Here is a 19,315-nt window from a genome sequence, read left to right as displayed (position 1 = left end):
GAACGCGTGGGCGGGGAACCCGCCCACCCTACGTCCCTTCGTTTCAGTTCGCTTGATTAGCGGCCTGCACTGCTTCTACTTTTTTCTCCGGATACAGCACCACCTGCACGTAATTCTCCGTATTCAGGTAACGCCGCGCCGCCTCCTGCACCTCCGCCGCACTCAAGGCGTTCACGCGCTCTTCGTGGGTCAGGATCGCGGCCGGGTCGGTCCCGTCCAGCAGCGCGGACTGGATCCGTCCCAGCCAGTAGCCGTTCTCGCGCAGCGCCTTGCGGTGGTTCTGGATCCAGTTCTGCTTGACCTTGGTGAGGTCGGCCGCCGTCGGGCCTTCGCGCTTGAGGCGCTCGAATTCGGCGAAGGTGGCGGCCAGCACCTTGTCGACGTTTTCAGGGCCGGTCGGGAGCGTCACGGCCAGCGTGTAGTTCCCGTAGGGGATGCGCGCCAGCGAGGCCCCCGCGCTGCCGCCGTAGATCAGCGAGAGCTGCTCGCGCAGGACCTCGATGATGCGGATGTTGAGCACTTCGACCAGCGCCTGCAGGCGCATCTGCTCGAGCTCCGAGAAGGGCGCCTCGCCCGTGAAGGTGAGCGACACCGTGCTTTTCGGCTCGCTGCCGCTGTAGACGGCGCGCTTGACGACACCCTTCACCGGGCGCAGGCCAACGTCGCGCCAGGCGGTCGGCAGGTCGGGCGTGGGCAGGCTGCCGAGATAGGTGGCCAGCAGTGGCTTGACCTTGATGGGGTCGAAACTGCCGACCATGACGAAGGTGAGGTCCTTGGCGCTCGAGAAGCGCTCGCGGTAGATCGCGATGCTGCGTTCCAGGCTGATCTGGCTGAACTCCTCCGGGCGCAGCGGACGCGGTGCGCGCGGGTGGTTGCCGTAGAGGGCGGCGACGACGGTGTCGCCGAAGCGCGCGCCCGGCTGGGCCAGGCGGTTGCGCGCCGCTTCCACCTGCTTGCCGATGAAGGACTTGAACAGGTCTTCGTCGCGCCGCACGGCGTCGAAGCGCAGCCACAGGAGCTGGAGCATGGTCTCGATGTCGGTCGCGCCGGAGGACGCGCCCAGCACTTCGCTGTAGGCGCCCACGCCCATCGTCACTGCCGCGGCTTTTCCGGCCAGGACTTTCGACAGGTCGAGCGGCGAATAATCCTTCAGCCCCATGCTGGCGACGATCGCGTTGGCGTAGCGCGCGTTCAGGATGTCGTCCTCGCCATACAGGCTCTGGCCGCCGAAGCGCGCCGCGCTCATCACGACCTGGTCGTTGCGGAAATCGGTCGGCTTCATGATCACCTTGACGCCGTTCGACAGCGTCAACCGGGTCAGGCCGAGCGTCTTGTCGACGGATTCAAGCACGATGCTGCCCGCTTTCGGCGGCTGCGCCAGCAGCTCGGTGCCGAGCGACTTCTCTTCGTAGGGCGCGACCTCGGCCTTTTCCGCCGCGGCCAGGGCCGCCAGCAGCGCTTCGCCTTGCGGCGGCGCTCTGCCCGGCTGCTCGATGCCGGTATAGATCACCAGCTTGCCCGAGTTGGCCGGAATCGTGCGGCGCGTATAGGCATTGATTTCGTCGAGCGTGATCCCGGGCAGCATTTCGCTGGCGTAGCGGTATTCGGCGGCCATGCCGGGAATCGGTTCCTGCTGCAGGAAGTTGCGCAGGTATTCGGCGACATACACGCCCGAGTCGGTCTTCTCGCGCTCGCTGTACAGGCGCTCGTAAGTGCGCAGCAGGTTCTTGCGCGCGCGGTCGAATTCGCCGGCACCAAAACCGTAGCGGCGCGCGCGCTCGTTTTCGCGCACTAGGGCCTCGATCGCTTTCGGTGCGCCGCCCGGGCCGACGGCCGCGCTGGCATTGAAGGATTTGTAGAAGGGCGTGAGTTTGCCGAAGGCGCTGCCGCCACCCAGGAAGGGCGGCTCGGCCAGTTGCGACAGTTCGACCAGGCGGTAGCCGAGCATGCTGGCGAACAGGCTTTCGACCAGCTGCTCGCGGTAGCCGCGCACCGTGTCGGGTTCGCGCACCGGCTGCACCGGGTAGCGCACCAGGATGCTGTTGCCGCCGGCCTCGCGGTCCTGGACGACGACCGCTTCGGTCTCTTCGCGGCGCGGGATCTCGGCGTACACGCGGGGGCGCGCGGGCTTCGGATTCTTGAGTTTCGAGAAGTGGACCTTGACCAGCTTTTCGATCGCCTTCGGATCGATGTCGCCCACCGCCACCACCGCCATCAGGTCGGGCCGGTACCAGTCGCGGTAATAGCGGCGCAGGGTGTCGGGCTTGAAGTTGCGCAGCACTTCCTCTTTGCCGATCGGCAGGCGCTCGGCATAGCGCGAGCCGTTGTAGATCTTCGGATAAATCTGCTTGCCGATGCGGTCACCCGCGCCTTTCCCGAGCCGCAGTTCTTCGAGCACGATGCCGCGCTCCTTCTCGATGACGGCTTCGTCGAAGGCCAGGCCATGCGCCCAGTCTTCCAGCACCTGGAACGCCTTGCCGAGGTTTTCCGGGCGGTCGAGCGGGATCGGCAGGATATAGACGGTTTCGTCGAAGGAGGTGTAGGCATTCAGGTCGGCGCCGAACTTGACGCCGATCGATTGCAGATAGTCGACCAGCTCGTGCTTCTTGAAGTTGGTCGACCCATTGAAGGCCATGTGCTCCACAAAATGCGCCAGGCCCTGCTGGTCCTCGTCCTCCAGGATCGAGCCGGCCTTGATCACCAGGCGCAATTCGAGCTTGCGTTCGGGGCGCGCGTTCTTCTGGACGTAATAGGTCAGGCCGTTGGCGAGCTTGCCGACCTTGACTTGCGGGCCGACGGGAATGGGCGCATCGAGCTTGAGGGCGGCGCTTGCGACAAACGATACCGAGAGGAGGGCTGCGGCCAGGCAGGCGCTGCGTAGGTGTTGAAAGAACATCGGGGTCTTCCGTTGAATGGCGTCGAGCGGCCATTGTAACGGGAGAGCGCGCCAGGATTTCAAACGTTCACGCGTCCCGCCTGCAGCAGCATTTCCATCTCGCGCGCCGGTAGCGGCATGCTGTAGAGATAACCCTGCAGCACTTCGCAGCCGATCTTGCCGAGGAAGTCGCGCTGGGCGATCGTCTCGACGCCTTCGGCCACCACCTTCAGCGACAGGCCTTCGGCCAGCGCGATCGTGGCCTGGGCAATGGCGGCGCTGCGCGGGTCGGTCGTGATGTTGCGGACAAACGCCTGGTCGATCTTGAGCTTGTCGAGCGAGAAGCGCGACAGGTAGCCGAGCGAGGAGTAGCCGGTGCCGAAATCGTCGAGCGAGAGCGACACGCCCATCGCGCGCAGCTCGGCCAGCTGGGCTTCGGCCGCCGTGGTGTCGCCCATCATCACGCTTTCGGTGAGTTCGACTTCAAGATAACGCGCTTCCAGGCCGGATTCGGCCAGAGCCGCGCGCACCACGGCGGGCACGGTGCCGGCCTTGAACTGGTGCGCCGAGACGTTCACCGCCACCGTCACGCAGGGCAGGCCGGCATCCTGCCAGGCCTTGTTCTGCAGGCAGGCCTGGCGGATCACCCAGTCGCCGATCGGCAGGATCAGGCCGGTGTCCTCGGCCAGCGGGATGAAATCGGCGGGCGAGACGCGGCCCAGTTCCGAACTGTGCCAGCGCAGCAGCGCTTCCATGCCGAGCACCTCGCCGGACACGCGCGCCAACTGCGGCTGGTAGTGCAGGGCCAGTTCGGCCTGGCCGATGGCGCGGCGCAGGCGCGTTTCCAGCGCCAGCCAGCGCATCGCCTGGGCGTTCATCTCGCCCTTGAAGAAGCGGAAGCCATTGCGGCCGGCGTCCTTCTGGTGCGCCAGCGCCGCGTCGGCGGCTTTCAGCAGGTCGCCGGGGGCGTCGCCGTCGCGCGGGAAGACGCTGATGCCGATGCTGCCGGTGACGACGACGTCGTGCCCGTCCACCGCAAACGGCTGGGCGATGGCCTCGATCAGGCGCTGGGCCTTGAGGATGATGTCCTCGGTATCTTCGCAGCTGGTGAGCAGGACGAACTCGTCGCCCGACAGGCGCGCGACAGTATCGGCGGCGCACGCGATGTCGCTGGCGCGGCGCGCCACTTCGCGCAGCAGGGTGTCGCCGGCGGCGTGCCCGAGGCTGTCGTTGATGCGCGAGAGGCGGTCGACGTTCACCAGCAGCAGGGCCAGCTGGCTGCCGTCGCGCCGCGCCGCCGCGATCGACTGCTGCAGGCGGTCGTGGAACAGCGAGCGGTTCGGCAGCAGGGTCAGGGCGTCGTGGTTCGACAGGAAGTCGAGCTGGTTGTGGGCCGCGATCAAGGCCGACATGTCCGTCGAGACCGAGACATAGGCTGTCAGCTTGCCTTCGTCGTCGCGCACTGCGCTGATACTGGTGCGCTCCGGATAAACCTCGCCGTTTTTCCGGCGGTTCCAGATTTCGCCGCGCCACTGGCCGTTCTGTTCCAGGCCCTCCCACATGGCGCGGTAGAAGAGCGTTTCATGGCGGCCCGAGCGCAGCACGCGCGGGTTCAGGCCAATCACGTCCGCTTCGCGGAAACCGGTGATGCGCTCGAAGGCCGGATTGACCGCGACGATGTTCGCGCAGGCGTCCGTCATCATGATGCTTTCCTGGGTGCTGTCGAAGACCTGGCGGGCGAGCTCGAGCCGGTGTTCGCTCTCGCGCAGGGCGGCGTCGGCCTGGGCGCGGGCGGTCGCTTCCAGCTGCAGCTGGGCCGCGTGGCGCTGGACGACGCCGTACAGGTTCAGGCTTTCGTAGGCCAGCGCCAGGTGCGCGGCCAGGACCAGGGCCCAGCGCTCGTCTTCGAGTCCGAAGGGCGCCGCGCTTGGGGCGCGCACGAAGTACACCCAGCCATACAGGTTGCGCAGGCAGCGCACCGGCAGGCCGAGGAAGGAGCCGCAGCGCGGCAGTCCGGGCGGCAGGGTGCCCAGCAGCGGGTCGCCTTTGGCCAGCAGCAGGGCCTGGCGCGATTGCAGCAGCGCGCCGGGCAGGCGCGTGCCGGTCGCATGCGGCAGCAGGAGCGCATGGTCGAGGCCGCGCGCGCTCAGGTGGCGGACCGTGCGTTCGTCGCCCTCGAGCAGGCACAGGGCCAGCTGGTCGGCGTCGAGGATGCTTGCCGCGGCCTGCAGGAAGACCTCGACCAGGCCCTCGGCGCGGCGTTCGCCGGCCATGTGCAGGGACATATCTTCGAGCGCGGCCAGGCGCGCGGCGAGGCGGCTGTCGGCGGGTGGCGTGACGGGCGGGGGCAGGAAGCCGCCCGCGCTGCGCGTTGCGACCGCAGCGTCCTGCGGAGCCGCGGCTGCCGACAATCCCAGCTCGGCATTGACCGCATTCATGATGTCCTGCGGGTCGGACGGCTTGGAGAGCACGGTCTGCACCCCGCAGCTGCGCGCCATGGCCACCGTCTCGCGCTCGGCGTAGACGGCGGAATAGAAGATCACGCGGGTGGCGGCCAGGGCGCGGTCGGCGCGCAGGCGCTGGACGAACTCGTAGCCGTCCATGGTCGGCATCAGGATGTCGGTGATGATCAGGTCGGGGTGCTCGGCGCGCACCAGCTGCAGGGCCGCGGCGCCGTCTTCGGCTTCGAGCAGCCGGTGTTCGGTAAAGCCGAGCAGGGCCAGCAGGTAGGCACGGTTGCTCGGACGGTCATCGACAATCAGAATGGTGGCCATCAATGACTCTTTCGCGCTGCGGCAGTGGCCTGGGGGACAAAATTCGAAACCAGCATGACAACTCCATGAATGCGCCCGCGGCAGCACGCCGGCACGTTAGACCTGATTGCGATCAATCATAATCCTGTGGATGTCGCAAACACCACAAAGTTGCATATTAAAACATAGGAATTAACAATTGTTTTTGAACAACTGTAATATGTTGCTGTTGCGCAACGGATAGCGTGTTCAATTTCGGCTTGCAGGCGAAAATGTCCTGCCGAGTTCTCTCCATCGACTCGGTTGAAACCCGGTAAATCCTTTAAAATAGCGGATTACGCACGACGCGTCACCGTTTCAAGGAAATCCGCATGTCTATCTCCAGCACCCAGGAAATCGTTGCCGAACTTCGCGCCGGCCGCATGGTCATTTTGGTCGACGAAGAAGACCGCGAAAACGAGGGCGACCTGGTCCTGGCGGCGGACTTCGTCACGCCCGAGGCGATCAATTTCATGATCCGCCATGCGCGCGGCCTGGTCTGCCTGACCTTGTCCGAAGAGATCTGCGACAAGCTTGCCCTGCCGATGATGACGAGCCGCAACGGCACCTCGTTCGGCACCAATTTCACGGTCTCGATCGAAGCGGCCGAAGGCGTCACCACCGGCATCTCGGCAGCCGACCGCGCACGCACCATCCAGGTTGCCGTGAACAAGGGCGCCACGCCCGACGACCTGGTCCAGCCGGGCCACATCTTCCCGCTGCGCGCGGTCAAGGGCGGCGTCCTGATGCGCGCCGGCCACACCGAGGCGGGCTGCGACCTGACCGAGATGGGCGGCCTGACCCCGGCCTCGGTGATCTGCGAGATCATCAAGGAAGACGGCACCATGGCGCGCCTGCCGGACCTGATCGAGTTCGCAAAAGAGCACAACCTGAAGATCGGCACGATTGCCGACCTGATCCACTACCGCAGCGAGAACGAGAGCCTGGTCGAGCGCGTGGCCGAGCGCACCCTGAACACCGCGCACGGCGAATTCAAGCTGATCGCCTACCGCGACAAGCCAAGCGGCAGCGCCCACCTGGCGATGGTGCATGGCGAACTGAAACGCGAGGTCGAAACCCTGGTGCGCGTGCACCAGCCGGTCTCGATCCTGGACGTGCTGGAACACCGCGCCACGACCCATTCCTGGACCATGGCCTCGGCGATGGAAGCGATCAAGAAGAGCGAGTCCGGCGTCGTCGTGCTGCTCAACTGCGGCGAGACGGCCGAGCAGCTGTTCGCGCAGTTCAGTTCGCTGGACGCGCCGGGTGCGCGCCCGACCGGCCGCGCCGCGACGATGGACCTGCGTACTTACGGCATCGGCGCCCAGATCCTGAAGGAACTCGGCGTGGGCAAGATGAAGCTGCTGGCCAATCCGCGCAAGATGCCGTCGATGACGGGCTTCGACCTGGAAGTCACAGGCTACATTGCGAATCCTGTGGATTAAGCCTCGATAAACCTACTGCGCGTCGAACTTTCGGTCTGCGATGCTCGCTGTACATTTGTACAGCTGCGCTTCTCGACCGAAATTTCTTCCGCTCGCTACGGTTTCTCGAGGCTTCGAGACGCTGTAGGATTCATAATCACTTAAAGACAATACGAAAGAGGGCAGCCATGACGGTAGGAACTTATGAAAGCAACATGACAGGCGAGGACCTGCGCATCGGTATCGTGCAGGCGCGCTTCAATGCCGACGTCGGGCATGGCCTGCTGTCGTCCTGCCTCGCCGAGCTCAAGCGTCTGGGCGTGGCCGACGAAGACATCCTGCACGTGACCGTGCCGGGCGCGCTGGAAGTGCCGCTGGCCCTGCAAAAGATGGCCGAGACCCAGCAGTTCGACGCGCTGATCGCGCTCGGCGCGGTCATCCGCGGCGAGACCTACCACTTCGAGCTGGTCTCGAACGAGTCCGGCGCCGGCATCACCCGCATCGGCCTGGACTACGGCATCCCGATCGCCAACGCCATTCTCACCACCGAGACCGACGAGCAGGCTGAAGTGCGCATGGCCGAAAAGGGCGCCGACGCGGCCAAGGTGGCGGTCGAGATGGCCAACCTGCTGCTGGCGCTGGAAGAGCTGCACCCTGAGGAAGAAGAAGAGTAAGAAGGACGATCATGACCGACAAGACGACCCACGCCAACCCGAGCAAGAACCGCACCCCGCGCCACCGCGCGCGCGAGTTCGCGCTGCAGGGCCTGTACCAATGGCTGCTCAATAACGAGCCATCCTCCCAGGTGGCCAGCAACATCCGCGCCGCCCACGGTTTCGACAAGGCCGACGGCGAGTATTTCTCGACCCTGCTGAACGGCACCATCGCGACCTCGGTCGCGCTGCGCGAGACGATCGCCCCGCTGATCGACCGCACGGTGGCCGAACTGTCGCCGATCGAGCACGGCGTGCTGCTGCTGGGCGCGTTCGAGCTGAAGAACCACCCGGAAATCCCTTACCGCGTCGTCATCAACGAAGCGGTCGAGCTGACCAAGTCCTTCGGCGGTATCGATGGCCACAAGTACGTCAATGGCGTGCTCGACAAGCTGGCTTCGCAATTGCGTCCGGAAGAGGTCGGCGCCGACGCCCGGCGTTGATTTCCAGCTATATATAGTAGGGATGGCGAAAAGCCACCGTTGCCCTCGGGCGCGGTGGCTTTTTTGTTGGACGGTGCGTTTGCAAATCGTAGGGTGGGCACTCGTGCCCACGCGGCCGTGCCGATGCGCTGGCATGTCGTCTCCGGAGAGCGGTGCGACGCGCATACGGGATACCGCGTGGGCTCAAGAGCCCACCCTACGATTACCTCGACGCAGGCACTTATAAAAAAAGCCACCGCAAGCGGTGGCCAGGTGACGCGAACGTCCTGTCGTGACAGCTTACAGCGTTGCCAGCGCTTCCGCATGCGGTTCGGCGGCGACTGGCTCCTCGGCCTTCGGCGCGGCCGCCGGCTTGGCTGCGGCAGGGGCGGCTTTCACCACCATCTGGGTCGGAGGCGCGACATTGGTGGTCGGGACCTTCTTGCCGCCGGCAACTTGCTTCAGGCGGTGGTATTCCGCCAGCACCTTGGCCCCGTAGCCGGAATCGCTTTCCATGTCGGCAGCGCCGACATAGGTCTTGAGACCGCCTTCAATGGAACCGGTGCGCTTGACGTAATCCTTCAGGATCTGGGCGCCGACACGGATGTTGGCAACCGGATTCAGGGCCGCCTGGGCGCCGCCGACTTCCTGGAACTTGTCATGGTGCACCTTTGCCATCACCTGCATCAGGCCCTTGGCGCCCATCGCGCTTTCCGCGAAGGGATTCAGGCCCGATTCGATGGCCATCACGGCCAGGATCAGGAGCGGGTCGAGCTTGATCTCGTGGGCCGTCATGTAGGCCGTCGAGACCAGCATGTTGGCCGCGTCGCCTGCCACCCGGTAGCGCTTGGCCAGCCAGGAGGTCACGTTCTGCTGCTGCTTGCTGTTGCCGAGGTGCTTGACCTCGAGCTGGTCATGCGTCGTTGCCACCGCGACGTCCTGGAGCGGCGCTGGGGCGGCGGCCACGATGGTGGCAACAGGTGCGGAAGCGGCGGTCGTTTCTGGATACAAGAACTCAGAAACCTTTTTCGCTGCATCCGGGTTCGTGTAGAGCAGGGCAAGTACCGCCACTGCCGAGAGACCGAACGCGGTCAGGGTGTGTTGCATCGTGGTCATGAGACCGCGTACCGTTTTGCTCACTTGTGAAAACGTGACTGGCTGGCTGGCCATGGATTGGACGAGCTTTGCGCTCGTGCCGATGAAACTTTTGCTCATCGAAGTCCCCTTTGTCGCGGCGAAAAGGATCCCGTCGTGGCGCTTGAAGCGCTACGGTGGTTACCAATGCCGTGCATCAGAAAAATCGTCAGGGCCTCCAAGTGTGGAAGGCCAAAACGCCGTCATTGCTTTGCTTCAGCTGGCCGATTCCCGATGGGGATGGTCCAGTGGCTCAACAACTGTGTCGGGGGTTCAGGCAGAAGCCTGGAGGAAACACTCCTTAAAAATGTCGTTGGGGCCCCGACCCCGTGAAGTTATGAGAGCGGCTACAATCTGCTTTTAAAAATGGCCGTCTCATCAAGTAGGTGCGATTGTAGGAGGTCGTTTATACCAAGTCAATACTAGCACGACTGCGCTTTATTACTTTTAGATCTGACTTTTCGCCATTGAGCTCAGCAATACCTTGCCAAATCAAACACTTGGCGGCGCAATTTGATTAACCGCAAGCAATCGAAAAAACAAGCAAAACTTGATGAAATATTCAGATCTTCGGGATTTTATGTCCCAATTGCAACTAAATAGCGACTTAAAGCGTGTAACTGCCCCGGTTTCGCCGTATCTCGAGATGACCGAGGTGTCGGATCGGGTGCTGCGCGCCGGCGGACCGGCGCTACTCTTCGAAAATCCGACCGGGCACACTATTCCGGTGCTGACCAACCTGTTCGGCACGCCGCAACGCGTGGCGATGGGCATGGGCGCCGACAGCGTCAGCGAATTGCGCCGCATCGGCCACGTGCTGGCGCGGCTGAAGGAGCCGGAGCCGCCGCGCGGCTTCAAGGACCTCATGGGTCTCGGGTCGCTCGTGAAAGCCGTGTGGGACATGGCGCCGAAGGAAGTGAAGGGCGCCCCCTGCCAGGACATCGTCTGGGAAGGCAATGACGTCGATTTGTCTCGGCTGCCGATCCAGCACTGCTGGCCGGGCGACGTCGCGCCCCTCATTACCTGGGGCCTGGTCATTACCAAGGGACCGAACAAGAAGCGCCAGAACCTGGGCATCTACCGCCAGCAGGTGCTGGGGCCGAACAAGGTCATCATGCGCTGGCTGGCGCACCGCGGCGGCGCGCTCGACTTCCGCGAGCATGCGATCGCCAATCCGGGCCAGCCCTATCCGGTGGCCGTGGCCCTCGGCGCCGATCCGGCCACCATCCTGGGTGCGGTGACGCCGGTGCCGGACAGCCTGTCGGAATACCAGTTCGCAGGCCTCCTGCGCGGCCAGCGCACGACGCTCACCAAAGCCATCGGCAGCGAGCTGCGCGTGCCGGCCTCCGCCGAGATCGTACTGGAAGGGCATATCTATCCGGATGCGAACCACCCGTCCGGCTTCGAGCATGCGATGGAAGGGCCGTATGGCGACCATACGGGTTACTACAACGAGCAGGACAGTTTCCCGGTCTTCACCATCGACCGCATCACCATGCGGCGCGACCCGATCTACCACTCGACCTATACCGGCAAGCCGCCGGACGAGCCGGCCGTGCTGGGCGTGGCGCTGAACGAAGTGTTCATTCCGCTGCTGCAAAAACAGTTCAGCGAGATCACGGACTTTTATTTGCCGCCGGAAGGCTGCAGCTACCGCATGGCCGTGGTGCAGATGAAGAAGCAGTACGCCGGGCACGCCAAGCGCGTCATGTTCGGGGTCTGGAGTTTCTTGCGCCAGTTCATGTATACGAAGTTCATCGTCGTGGTCGACGAGGACGTCGACGTGCGCGACTGGAAGGAAGTCATCTGGGCCATCACGACCCGGGTCGATCCGACCCGCGACACGGTGCTGGTCGATAATACGCCGATCGATTACCTCGACTTCGCTTCGCCGATCAGCGGGCTGGGCAGCAAGATGGGGATCGACGCCACCAACAAGTGGCCGGGCGAGACCAACCGCGAGTGGGGCACGCCGATCACGATGTCGCCGGAAATCAAGACGCGCATCGATACGCTGTGGCAGGAGCTGGGCATTTGATGCAGAGGAGGGCGGCGCACGCCGCCCGTTTCTGGCCAGAATAAAAACCGCGCCACAAGCCGCGTGGCCTCGGTTATAATGCGGTCTGGCGGGCCCCTGCGCATTGTGGCATGGTTTACCTGGTCAGGTCGGGAACGAAGCAGCCAAAGCCGTTCACCGCAAGTGCCGCAGATCAGGCTCGCCTCCTTCCTTTTTATCCCCCCCATCGATCTTTCGCCAGCACCGCGCTGCCGTTTTGTCGCGCGCATCCGCCGCGCGACACGAACATTTGTTGGACTTGAATAAACAATTGTTTTTTCGTCAAATTCGGTAGTTGCCGGGACAGCATTGTCCCGTTTTTCTGTTAATTATAGTTCTGTGCGGCAACAATATTGCTGTATTCTCTGTCTCTTCAATAATTCCAATAAATCGAGGATCAGGATGAGTAACTTGCACGTGGACGAAGCACTACGCCAGCACTCGCACCGGGCAGACCGCTTGATGGTGATGATTCTGTGGGCAATGTTCGCCGTCGCCCTCGCTCTCTCGGGCATGCACGACACGCTGGGCTGGGCGCTCGCGGTGGGTATTCCCGCCGCCGCCATCCCGACCGTCCTGATGCTGACCGCCGGCGGCGCGCGCGTGACGCGCTTTGCCACCGCCCTGGCCCTGATCGTCATGTGCGCGCTGCATATCCACCAGGGCGGCGGGCGCGACGAGCTGCACTTCGGCCTCTTCGTGGCGCTTGCCTTCCTGCTGTGCTACCGCGACTGGACCGTGATCGTCGCCGCGGCCGGCCTGACGGCACTGCACCACCTGTCCTTTAATTACCTGCAGGAGATGGGCTATGGCGTGCGCTGCCTGGTCGAGCCAGGCATCGGCATCGTGCTGGTGCATGCAGGCTATGTGGTGGCTGAAACCATCGTGCTCTGCTACCTGGCCCGGATCCTGCAGCGAGAAGCGGTGCAGTCGGCCGAATTGCGCGTCAGCGTCGCGGCGCTGCAAGCGGCCAACGGCGCGATCGACCTGCGCACCCAGCTGCCGGCGCAAAGCGACAGCGGCCGCGCACTGCAGGAAGTGGTCGCCTTGCTGGGCCGGGCGCTGGCCAGCGTCCAGCGCAGCGTGCACACCACCAGCAGCGCCTCGCACCAGATTGCCGAAGGTAATGCCGAGCTGTCCCAGCGCACCCAGCGCCAGGCCGACGCCATCCGCGCCACCGTCGCCTCGATGGCGGAACTGACAGACACCGTGCGCCAGAATGCCGAACACGCGCGCCAGGCCGATGCGCTGGCCGGGTCCGCCTCGAACGTGGCCACGCGCGGCGGCCAGGTCGTGAGCCAGGTGGTCGAACGCATGCAGGCGATCGACGCCTCCTCGCGCCGCATCGGCGATATTATTTCCGTGATCGACGGCATCGCTTTCCAGACGAATATCCTGGCCCTGAATGCGGCCGTCGAAGCGGCCCGTGCGGGTGAGCAGGGCCGTGGCTTTGCCGTGGTCGCCAGCGAAGTGCGCAACCTGGCCCAGCGTTCGGCGGGCGCCGCGCGCGAGATCAAGGCCCTGATCGAAGAGTCGGTGGTGCAAGTGAGCGCCGGCAGCACCCTGGCCCAGCAGGCCGGGCGCACGATGGAAGAAGTGGTCGAGAGCGTGCACAAGGTCTCGGGCATCATCGGCGAGATCAGCGGCGCCAGCCGCGAGCAGGCGCAGGAGATCGCGGCCATCAGCCAGGCCATCGGCGCGATGGACGACGACACCCGCAACAACGCGGCCATGGTGCGCGAAGCGGCGACCGCGGCCGGCGCGCTGAAAGACGAAGCGAGCCACCTGGCCGAGGTGGTGGCGGTGTTCCACCTGGATGGTGCAAACGGCGCAGTCCAGGGCAGCACAAGGCGCCCGGCCTTGCTGGCCGCCTGATTCGAAAAAAGCCAGCCGGTTTGCCGCCCTGTCAAGCCTGCCGGGCGAACTTTCCCTCAGCCGGGAAAGTTCGCACCTAAGCCCAACTGCGGTAAAATCGCTGTATGTCCTATCAAGTCCTCGCCCGCAAATACCGCCCCAAGAACTTCGACACGCTGGTTGGCCAGGAGCACGTCGTGCGCGCGCTCACCCACGCGCTCGGCACCGGCCGCCTGCACCATGCCTACCTGTTCACGGGCACCCGCGGCGTCGGCAAGACGACGCTCTCGCGCATCCTGGCCAAGTCGCTCAACTGCATCGGCCCGGACGGGCAGGGCGGCATCACGGCCCAGCCCTGCGGCGCCTGCGAAGCCTGCCGCGCGATCGATGCCGGGCGCTTCGTCGACTATATAGAGATGGACGCCGCCTCCAACCGCGGCGTCGACGAAATGGCCCAGCTGCTCGAGCAGGCCGTCTACGCACCGAGCAATGCGCGCTTCAAGGTCTACATGATCGATGAGGTGCACATGCTGACCAACCACGCGTTCAACTCGATGCTCAAGACGCTCGAGGAGCCGCCCGAGCACGTCAAGTTCATCCTCGCCACCACCGACCCGCAAAAGATCCCGGTCACGGTGCTGTCGCGCTGCCTCCAGTTCAACCTGAAGCAAATGCCGCCAGGTCACATCGTCGGCCACCTGGAAAACATCCTGGGCCAGGAAGAAGTGAGCTTCGAACAGCCGGCGCTGCGCCTGCTGGCCCAGGGCGCGCACGGCTCGATGCGCGACGCGCTCTCGCTGACCGATCAGGCCATCGCCTACGCCGCCGGCGCCGTCACTTTGGAGGCGGTGCAGGGCATGCTGGGTGCGCTCGACCAGTCCTACCTGGTGCGCCTGCTCGATGCGCTGGCCCAGGAAAACGGCGCCGACCTGCTGGCCGTGGCCGACGAGATGGCCAGCCGCAGCCTGTCGTACAACGGCGCGCTGCAGGACCTCGGCACCTTGCTGCACCGGATCGCGCTGGCGCAATCGGTACCGAACGCGGTGCCGCAGGATTTGCCGGAGCTGGCCGACATCCTGCGCCTGGCCGAGGCCTTCGACCCGCAGGAAGTGCAGCTCTTCTATCAGATCGCCGTGCACGGCCGCAACGAGATCGGACTCGCGCCGGACGAGTACGCCGGCTTCACGATGACTTTATTGCGCATGCTGGCCTTCCGTCCGGGGCAGGGCGGCGCCGAGCGCACCGCTGCGCCGAGCGCCGTGGCTGCACCGCGCGCCGCCGCGCCGGTGGGACGCGCGGCGTCGGCCGCGGCCGCAGCCGCACCGGCTCCTGTCAGCGCGCCGCCGCGTCCGGCCGCACCGCCGCCGGCTGCCGCGGCCGCTCCCGCCGCTCCTGCCGCTGCCGCCAATCCGGCGCCGGCCATGAATTCGGCCCGCGCCGCGATCAACGCGGCGCTCGAAGCGGCGCGCGCGGCCTCGGGCCAGCGTACGCCACCCAAGCGCCCGGGTGCCGACAATCCGCCTGCGGCCGCTGCGCCTGCCGAAGCGCCGGCGCCGGCACGTCCAATCAATGTGGGACCAAGCGCAGCGCCCGGCGCTTCAGGTGCGCGCATGGCGCCGCCGGCCGCTGGTTCGGCACCCGCCGCCGCCGCCCGTCCGGGAACGTCGCCGCCCTGGGGCCAATCAGGCGCACAGGCGCAGGCACAGCAGCAGCCGCAAGCGCAGGCACGCGTGGGCAACGAGGCCGCCGAAGACGAACCGCCATCCTGGGTCACCGAATTTTCCCACGACACCGCCGTTGCCAACGAAGCGGCCGCCGCCGCGGTGGCGCCGCCCGTCAGCGCGCCGGTGTCAGCGCGTGCGCCGGCCAAGCCTGCCCATGACTACGTCGTCACCCCGGTGCCGGAACTCGACTGGGACGGCAACTGGCCGGCGCTGGCCGCCCGCCTGCCGCTGCGCGGCGTGTCGCAGCAGCTGGCCCTGCAGACCGAACTGATCGACTGCCATGCCGACGCCGGTTCGGCGATATTGCGCCTGCGCGTGCCGGTCGACACCCTGCGCGCCAGCGGCAACAGCGAAAAGCTGCAAGCGGCCGTGCAGGATATTTTTGCCGGCAAGCGCATCACCATCGAAACCGAAATCGGTCCGGTCTGGTACACGGCCAGCGCCGAGGCGAAAGCCGCACGCGAAGAGCGCCAGCGCCTGGCTGAAGCCATTGTCGCCGGCGACCCCTTCGTCCAGGAGATGGAGCGCGTGCTGGGCGCCTTTGTCGTGCCCGGCTCGGTGCGCCCGCCGGTCTGACCACCCCTTTCAACGATTAATTGGAGAACCACACCATGATGAAGAACCAGCTCGCAGGCTTGATGAAACAGGCGCAAGCCATGCAGGACAACATGAAGAAGGCGCAGGACGCGCTGGCCCTGATCGAAGTCGAAGGCCAGTCGGGCGCAGGCATGGTGAAGGTCACGATGACCTGCAAGAACGACGTCAAGCGCGTGCAGATCGATCCATCGCTGCTGGCCGAAGACAAGGACATGCTGGAAGACCTGGTCGCCGCCGCCTTCAATGACGCCGTGCGCAAGGCCGAAGCGACCTCCGCCGAGAAGATGAGCGGCCTGACCGCCGGCATGCCGGGCCTGCCGCCTGGCTTCAAGATGCCCTTCTAATGTTCATTGTTTCGCTCAGTTACACGGCGCCCCTGACGGAAGTCGACGCACACCTGGCCGCGCACCGCGACTACCTGGCCGCGCAATACGCAGCCGGTGTGTTTCTGATGTCGGGCGCCAAGGTGCCGCGCGACGGCGGCATCATCCTCGCGCACGCGCCCAGCCGCGCTGCGCTGGAAAGCATACTGAGCGAAGACCCGTTCGCGCTGGCTAGCCTGGCGCGCTACGAGATCACCGAATTCACCCCGAGCATGACGGCCGAGGCCTTGTCCGCCTGGCGCGCGCGCTAGCATGTCCAAGTCCCTCGACTTCCTGACCGAGGCGCTGCGCCGCCTGCCCGGCATCGGCCCGAAATCGGCCCAGCGCATGGCCTTCCACCTGCTCCAGCACGACCGCGAAGGCGCCGCGATGCTCTCGCGCGCGCTCTACCAGGCGGTCGACTCGGTGCACCACTGCGCCATGTGCAATACCTTCGCCGACAGCGAAGTGTGCGACATGTGCGCCGACGAGGCGCGCGACCGTACGCTGCTGTGCATTGTCGAAACGCCGGCCGACCAGATCATGATCGAACAGACCCTGACGTACAAAGGCCTGTACTTCGTGCTGATGGGACGCCTGTCGCCGCTGGACGGCATCGGTCCGAAGGACCTGCACCTGGATAAACTCGTTGGCCGCGCGGCCGACGGCGTGGTGGGGGAGGTCGTGCTCGCGACCAATTTCACCAACGAGGGCGAAGCCACCGCCCACTACATCAGCGAGATGCTCAAGGCGCGCGGGCTCAGGGTCAGCCGCCTCGCGCGCGGGGTGCCTGTCGGTGGCGAGCTCGAGTACGTGGACGCGGGCACCATCGCGCGCGCCATGCTCGATCGCCGCAGTGCATAATCTTCTGACATGATCCCGCTGATCGAGCGGCGGTAGCCATTTGCGTGTGCGCAATCGCGTATGAAACGCCGCTGCTATCGTGGGTCTAGTTCAATGGACCCCGCAAGCATGCACCTCGTCGATATCACGATGTTTTACGCCGCCGAAGGCAACGGCGTGAGCACCTATCTGAATGCCAAGGCGCGCTGGCTGGCGAGCAATAGCCACGTCCAGCACACCATCCTCAGCCCGAATGTCGACAGCGGCGGCGCCGCCCCGGCGCTGGTGCGCGTGCCGGCCATGGCGCTGCCCGGCATCAACGGCTTTCGCATGCCCACCTCGGTGCGCGCTCCGGCGCGCCTGCTGCGCCAGGCCGGGCCCGACCTGATCGAAGCGGGCGACGCCGGCCACAGCGCCTGGGCGGCCTTGCGGCTGCGGCGCCGGCTCGGCGTGCCGGCAATCGCCTTCTACCATTCCGACCTGCCGCGCCTGGTGCGCCCGCGCTTCGGCCAGACCGCCGAGGGCGTCACCTGCAAATACCTTTCCCACCTGTACCGCCAGTTCGACCTCGTGCTCGCGCCCAGCCGCGCCATGGTCGAGCAGCTGCACGAGATGGGCGTGCGCGACGCGCGCCACCAGCCGCTGGGTATCGACAGCAGCACCTTCCATCCGGCGCGCCGGGTCGACACCCTGCGCGCGCACCTGCGCCTGCCGGCCAATGCGCGCCTGCTGGTGTATGCCGGGCGCTTCACGCAGGAGAAAAAACTGCCGCTCCTGATCGAGGCGGTGCGCAAACTCGGCCGGCCGTATCACCTGCTCATGATCGGCGGCGGCATCGAGCTGCCGCGCTACCCGCAGGTCAGTTATCTCCCGTTCAAGCGCAACCAGCGCCATCTCGCGCGCCTGCTGGCCAGCTGCGACGTGCTGGTGCATCCGGGCGACTGCGAAACCTTCGGCCTGATCGTGCTCGAAGCGATGGCCTGCGGCCTGCCGGTGGTGGCCACCACCGGCGGCGGGGTGGCCGAGCTGGTCGACGAAGCGACGGGCATCCTGTTCCGGCCGAACTGCGTCGACAGCCTGGCCGGCGCCATCGAAGCCATCTACGAACGCGACCTCGGCCTGCTGGGCGCCAATGCGCGGCGCAAGGCGGCCGAGTATTACGACTGGAACGAGATCCTGCCGCAGGTGATGCGGCGCTATAACGCCGTGCTCGGCACGCGCGGGCAGGACGAGCCGGGGGCGAGGAGCATCTGTGTCACCGACTGAGTTCCCATCGCGAGCGCGCCAGCTGGCCGCCGAGCCGCCCATGCTCTGCGTCTCGATCCACGACGTCGCGCCCGCCACCTGGGAAGAATGCGCGCGCCTGGCGCGGGCGATGCGCCATGCCGCCGACATCCGCCTGACCTGGCTGGTGGTGCCGCGCTATCACGCGCGCCCAGGCGAGGAGCACGACGAGCGCGCCATGCGTGCCGGCCTCGATGCGGCGCTGGCGCGCGGCGACGAACTGGCGCTGCACGGGCTCACCCATCTCGATACGGCCGAACGCTCGGCCGGCCTGCGCCAGCGCTTCCTGCGCGGCGTCTATACCCAGCGTGAAGGCGAGTTCGCGGCACTGGCGGCGAGCGAGGCGCGCGAGCGCATTGCGCTGGGCCTGGAATGGTTCCGCCAGCGCGACTGGCCGGTCTCGGGCTTCGTGCCGCCGGCCTGGCTGCTGGGCGAGGAGTCCTGGCGCGTGCTGCCCGAGTTCGCGTTCTCGTACACGACGACCTTCACGCGCTTTCATTTGCTGCGCCAGGGACGGTCGGTGTTCGCGCCCTCGCTCGTCTACACCGCCCGCAACCCGGCCGGCCGGGTGCTCTCGCCGCTTGCCGCCAGCCTGGCCGCGCGCTGCATGGCGCAGTCGCCGCTCATGCGCCTGAGTCTGCATCCGCCCGACGTGCGCCACCCGCGCCTGGTCTCCCACGCGCAGTGCCTGGTCGAGCGCATGCTGGCCACGCGCGAGGCGGTCACGAAAGCGGAGTGTGCGAAGCGGCTGCTGGCGGCCTAGAACGCATCCTGCTGGGACAGCTTATTACCAGCCCGGGCCCCAGTACCCGCCACCCCAATAGCGTCCGTGCCAGGGCCCGCCGTACCCGGCATAGCCCCCGTAGCGCTGCACCTCGTCCTTCGTGCTCAGGCTGATGATGCAGCTGCGCCATTGGTCGCTTTGCGGGGCATAGCCGAGGCGTTCGCAGGCGGGGCCGTAGACGATGATCATGTCGGCCATCTCCGCCTGTTTGCGCGCCGCGCGTTCCTGCGGCGTGGCGCAGGCGCTCAGCAGCACTGCCGCTGCCAGTACGATCGTTGTACGCATAGCGAGCTCCTTTGCAGTGAACTTCCCTGGTTTCGAGCTTAGCGCAAGATTCAGGACACTGCTCGATCCGGTCCAATCGGACACACCCTCAGGCCGCCATGCGCCCCGCATGGAATGTGCCCGAAAGCTGGCTCAGGTATGGTTTTTCTGGCAAGATCGTCCGCAT

Annotated in this window: 15 protein-coding genes and 1 other RNA gene; 12 read left to right on the top strand and 4 right to left on the bottom strand. The window is 65.8% G+C overall.

Going from position 1 to position 19,315, the window contains the following annotated elements:
• Positions 1-43: 43 nt before the first annotated feature.
• Both NMB41_RS16575 and NMB41_RS16570 read right to left on the bottom strand, forming a co-directional pair.
• Positions 44-2,896, bottom strand: coding sequence for a M16 family metallopeptidase (locus NMB41_RS16575; RefSeq protein ID WP_494378905.1), 2,853 nt, complete (start codon positions 2,894-2,896; stop codon positions 44-46).
• A gap of 59 nt (positions 2,897-2,955) precedes the next feature.
• Positions 2,956-5,649, bottom strand: a complete 2,694-nt coding sequence (locus tag NMB41_RS16570; protein ID WP_494378904.1) for a two-component system response regulator — start codon at positions 5,647-5,649, stop codon at positions 2,956-2,958.
• Positions 5,650-5,999: 350 nt separating this feature from the next.
• On the opposite strand from NMB41_RS16570, the gene ribBA reads away from it, so the two are divergent.
• The 3 genes from ribBA (at position 6,000) to nusB (ending at position 8,247) form a co-directional block, all read left to right on the top strand.
• Complete coding sequence (ribBA, locus tag NMB41_RS16565) at positions 6,000-7,112, top strand: bifunctional 3,4-dihydroxy-2-butanone-4-phosphate synthase/GTP cyclohydrolase II (protein ID WP_494378903.1); 1,113 nt, start codon at positions 6,000-6,002, stop codon at positions 7,110-7,112.
• Between the two features lie 167 nt (positions 7,113-7,279).
• Positions 7,280-7,765, top strand: coding sequence for a 6,7-dimethyl-8-ribityllumazine synthase (gene ribH, locus NMB41_RS16560; RefSeq protein ID WP_494378902.1), 486 nt, complete (start codon positions 7,280-7,282; stop codon positions 7,763-7,765).
• 11 nt (positions 7,766-7,776) lie between these two features.
• Positions 7,777-8,247 carry a transcription antitermination factor NusB gene (gene nusB / locus NMB41_RS16555; protein ID WP_494378901.1) on the top strand — a complete coding sequence of 157 codons (471 nt, stop codon included), beginning with the start codon at positions 7,777-7,779 and terminating at the stop codon, positions 8,245-8,247.
• Positions 8,248-8,526: 279 nt separating this feature from the next.
• Here nusB and NMB41_RS16550 read toward each other — a convergent pair whose 3' ends face one another.
• On the bottom strand, positions 8,527-9,342 hold the full coding sequence (locus tag NMB41_RS16550; protein ID WP_494378900.1) for a transglycosylase SLT domain-containing protein: 816 nt from the start codon (positions 9,340-9,342) through the stop codon (positions 8,527-8,529).
• Positions 9,343-9,913: 571 nt separating this feature from the next.
• Between NMB41_RS16550 and ubiD the strand changes: the two genes are divergently transcribed.
• The 9 genes from ubiD (at position 9,914) to NMB41_RS16505 (ending at position 18,843) form a co-directional block, all read left to right on the top strand.
• Entirely contained in the window at positions 9,914-11,398 is a 1,485-nt protein-coding gene (gene ubiD / locus NMB41_RS16545) for a 4-hydroxy-3-polyprenylbenzoate decarboxylase (protein ID WP_494378899.1), read from the top strand.
• Between the two features lie 87 nt (positions 11,399-11,485).
• Positions 11,486-11,584, top strand: an RNA gene (gene ffs / locus NMB41_RS16540) — signal recognition particle sRNA small type.
• Between the two features lie 234 nt (positions 11,585-11,818).
• A complete protein-coding gene (locus tag NMB41_RS16535; protein ID WP_494378898.1) occupies positions 11,819-13,291 on the top strand; it encodes a methyl-accepting chemotaxis protein in 1,473 nt (490 codons plus the stop codon).
• Between the two features lie 104 nt (positions 13,292-13,395).
• Positions 13,396-15,570, top strand: coding sequence for a DNA polymerase III subunit gamma/tau (locus tag NMB41_RS16530; protein WP_494378897.1), 2,175 nt, complete (start codon positions 13,396-13,398; stop codon positions 15,568-15,570).
• A gap of 35 nt (positions 15,571-15,605) precedes the next feature.
• Complete coding sequence (locus tag NMB41_RS16525) at positions 15,606-15,935, top strand: YbaB/EbfC family nucleoid-associated protein (protein WP_494378896.1); 330 nt, start codon at positions 15,606-15,608, stop codon at positions 15,933-15,935.
• Positions 15,935-16,225 (top strand): YciI family protein, encoded by a 291-nt coding sequence (locus NMB41_RS16520; protein WP_494378895.1) that lies wholly within the window; start codon positions 15,935-15,937, stop codon positions 16,223-16,225. The genes NMB41_RS16525 and NMB41_RS16520 overlap by 1 nt, the downstream gene beginning before the upstream one ends.
• A 1-nt stretch (position 16,226) precedes the next feature.
• Complete coding sequence (gene recR, locus NMB41_RS16515) at positions 16,227-16,817, top strand: recombination mediator RecR (RefSeq protein ID WP_494378894.1); 591 nt, start codon at positions 16,227-16,229, stop codon at positions 16,815-16,817.
• Positions 16,818-16,925: 108 nt separating this feature from the next.
• Complete coding sequence (locus NMB41_RS16510) at positions 16,926-18,062, top strand: glycosyltransferase family 4 protein (protein ID WP_494378893.1); 1,137 nt, start codon at positions 16,926-16,928, stop codon at positions 18,060-18,062.
• Positions 18,049-18,843: a DUF2334 domain-containing protein gene (locus NMB41_RS16505; protein WP_494378892.1), complete on the top strand. Its 795-nt coding sequence runs from the start codon at positions 18,049-18,051 to the stop codon at positions 18,841-18,843. Before NMB41_RS16510 ends, NMB41_RS16505 begins: the two co-directional genes overlap by 14 nt.
• A gap of 24 nt (positions 18,844-18,867) precedes the next feature.
• Here the strand turns inward: NMB41_RS16505 and NMB41_RS16500 are convergent, their stop codons facing one another.
• Complete coding sequence (locus tag NMB41_RS16500; RefSeq protein ID WP_494378891.1) at positions 18,868-19,149, bottom strand: hypothetical protein; 282 nt, start codon at positions 19,147-19,149, stop codon at positions 18,868-18,870.
• Between the last annotated feature and the right edge of the window lie 166 nt (positions 19,150-19,315).

The sequence above is a fragment of the Massilia sp. FBCC-B171 genome, from assembly GCF_059134155.1.
Note: the sequence above shows the minus strand (reverse complement) of the source record. Positions and strands in the feature narration are given on the sequence as shown.

Excerpts from the sequence above, each read along its gene's own strand:
- NMB41_RS16575 (WP_494378905.1), bottom strand. The coding sequence starts at position 2,896 with ATGTTCTTTCAACACCTACGCAGCGCCTGCCTGGCCGCAGCCCTCCTC.
- NMB41_RS16570 (WP_494378904.1), bottom strand. The coding sequence starts at position 5,649 with ATGGCCACCATTCTGATTGTCGATGACCGTCCGAGCAACCGTGCCTAC.
- ribBA (WP_494378903.1), top strand. The coding sequence starts at position 6,000 with ATGTCTATCTCCAGCACCCAGGAAATCGTTGCCGAACTTCGCGCCGGC.
- ribH (WP_494378902.1), top strand. The coding sequence starts at position 7,280 with ATGACGGTAGGAACTTATGAAAGCAACATGACAGGCGAGGACCTGCGC.
- nusB (WP_494378901.1), top strand. The coding sequence starts at position 7,777 with ATGACCGACAAGACGACCCACGCCAACCCGAGCAAGAACCGCACCCCG.
- NMB41_RS16550 (WP_494378900.1), bottom strand. The coding sequence starts at position 9,342 with ATGACCACGATGCAACACACCCTGACCGCGTTCGGTCTCTCGGCAGTG.
- ubiD (WP_494378899.1), top strand. The coding sequence starts at position 9,914 with ATGAAATATTCAGATCTTCGGGATTTTATGTCCCAATTGCAACTAAAT.
- NMB41_RS16535 (WP_494378898.1), top strand. The coding sequence starts at position 11,819 with ATGAGTAACTTGCACGTGGACGAAGCACTACGCCAGCACTCGCACCGG.
- NMB41_RS16530 (WP_494378897.1), top strand. The coding sequence starts at position 13,396 with ATGTCCTATCAAGTCCTCGCCCGCAAATACCGCCCCAAGAACTTCGAC.
- NMB41_RS16525 (WP_494378896.1), top strand. The coding sequence starts at position 15,606 with ATGATGAAGAACCAGCTCGCAGGCTTGATGAAACAGGCGCAAGCCATG.
- NMB41_RS16520 (WP_494378895.1), top strand. The coding sequence starts at position 15,935 with ATGTTCATTGTTTCGCTCAGTTACACGGCGCCCCTGACGGAAGTCGAC.
- recR (WP_494378894.1), top strand. The coding sequence starts at position 16,227 with ATGTCCAAGTCCCTCGACTTCCTGACCGAGGCGCTGCGCCGCCTGCCC.
- NMB41_RS16510 (WP_494378893.1), top strand. The coding sequence starts at position 16,926 with ATGCACCTCGTCGATATCACGATGTTTTACGCCGCCGAAGGCAACGGC.
- NMB41_RS16500 (WP_494378891.1), bottom strand. The coding sequence starts at position 19,149 with ATGCGTACAACGATCGTACTGGCAGCGGCAGTGCTGCTGAGCGCCTGC.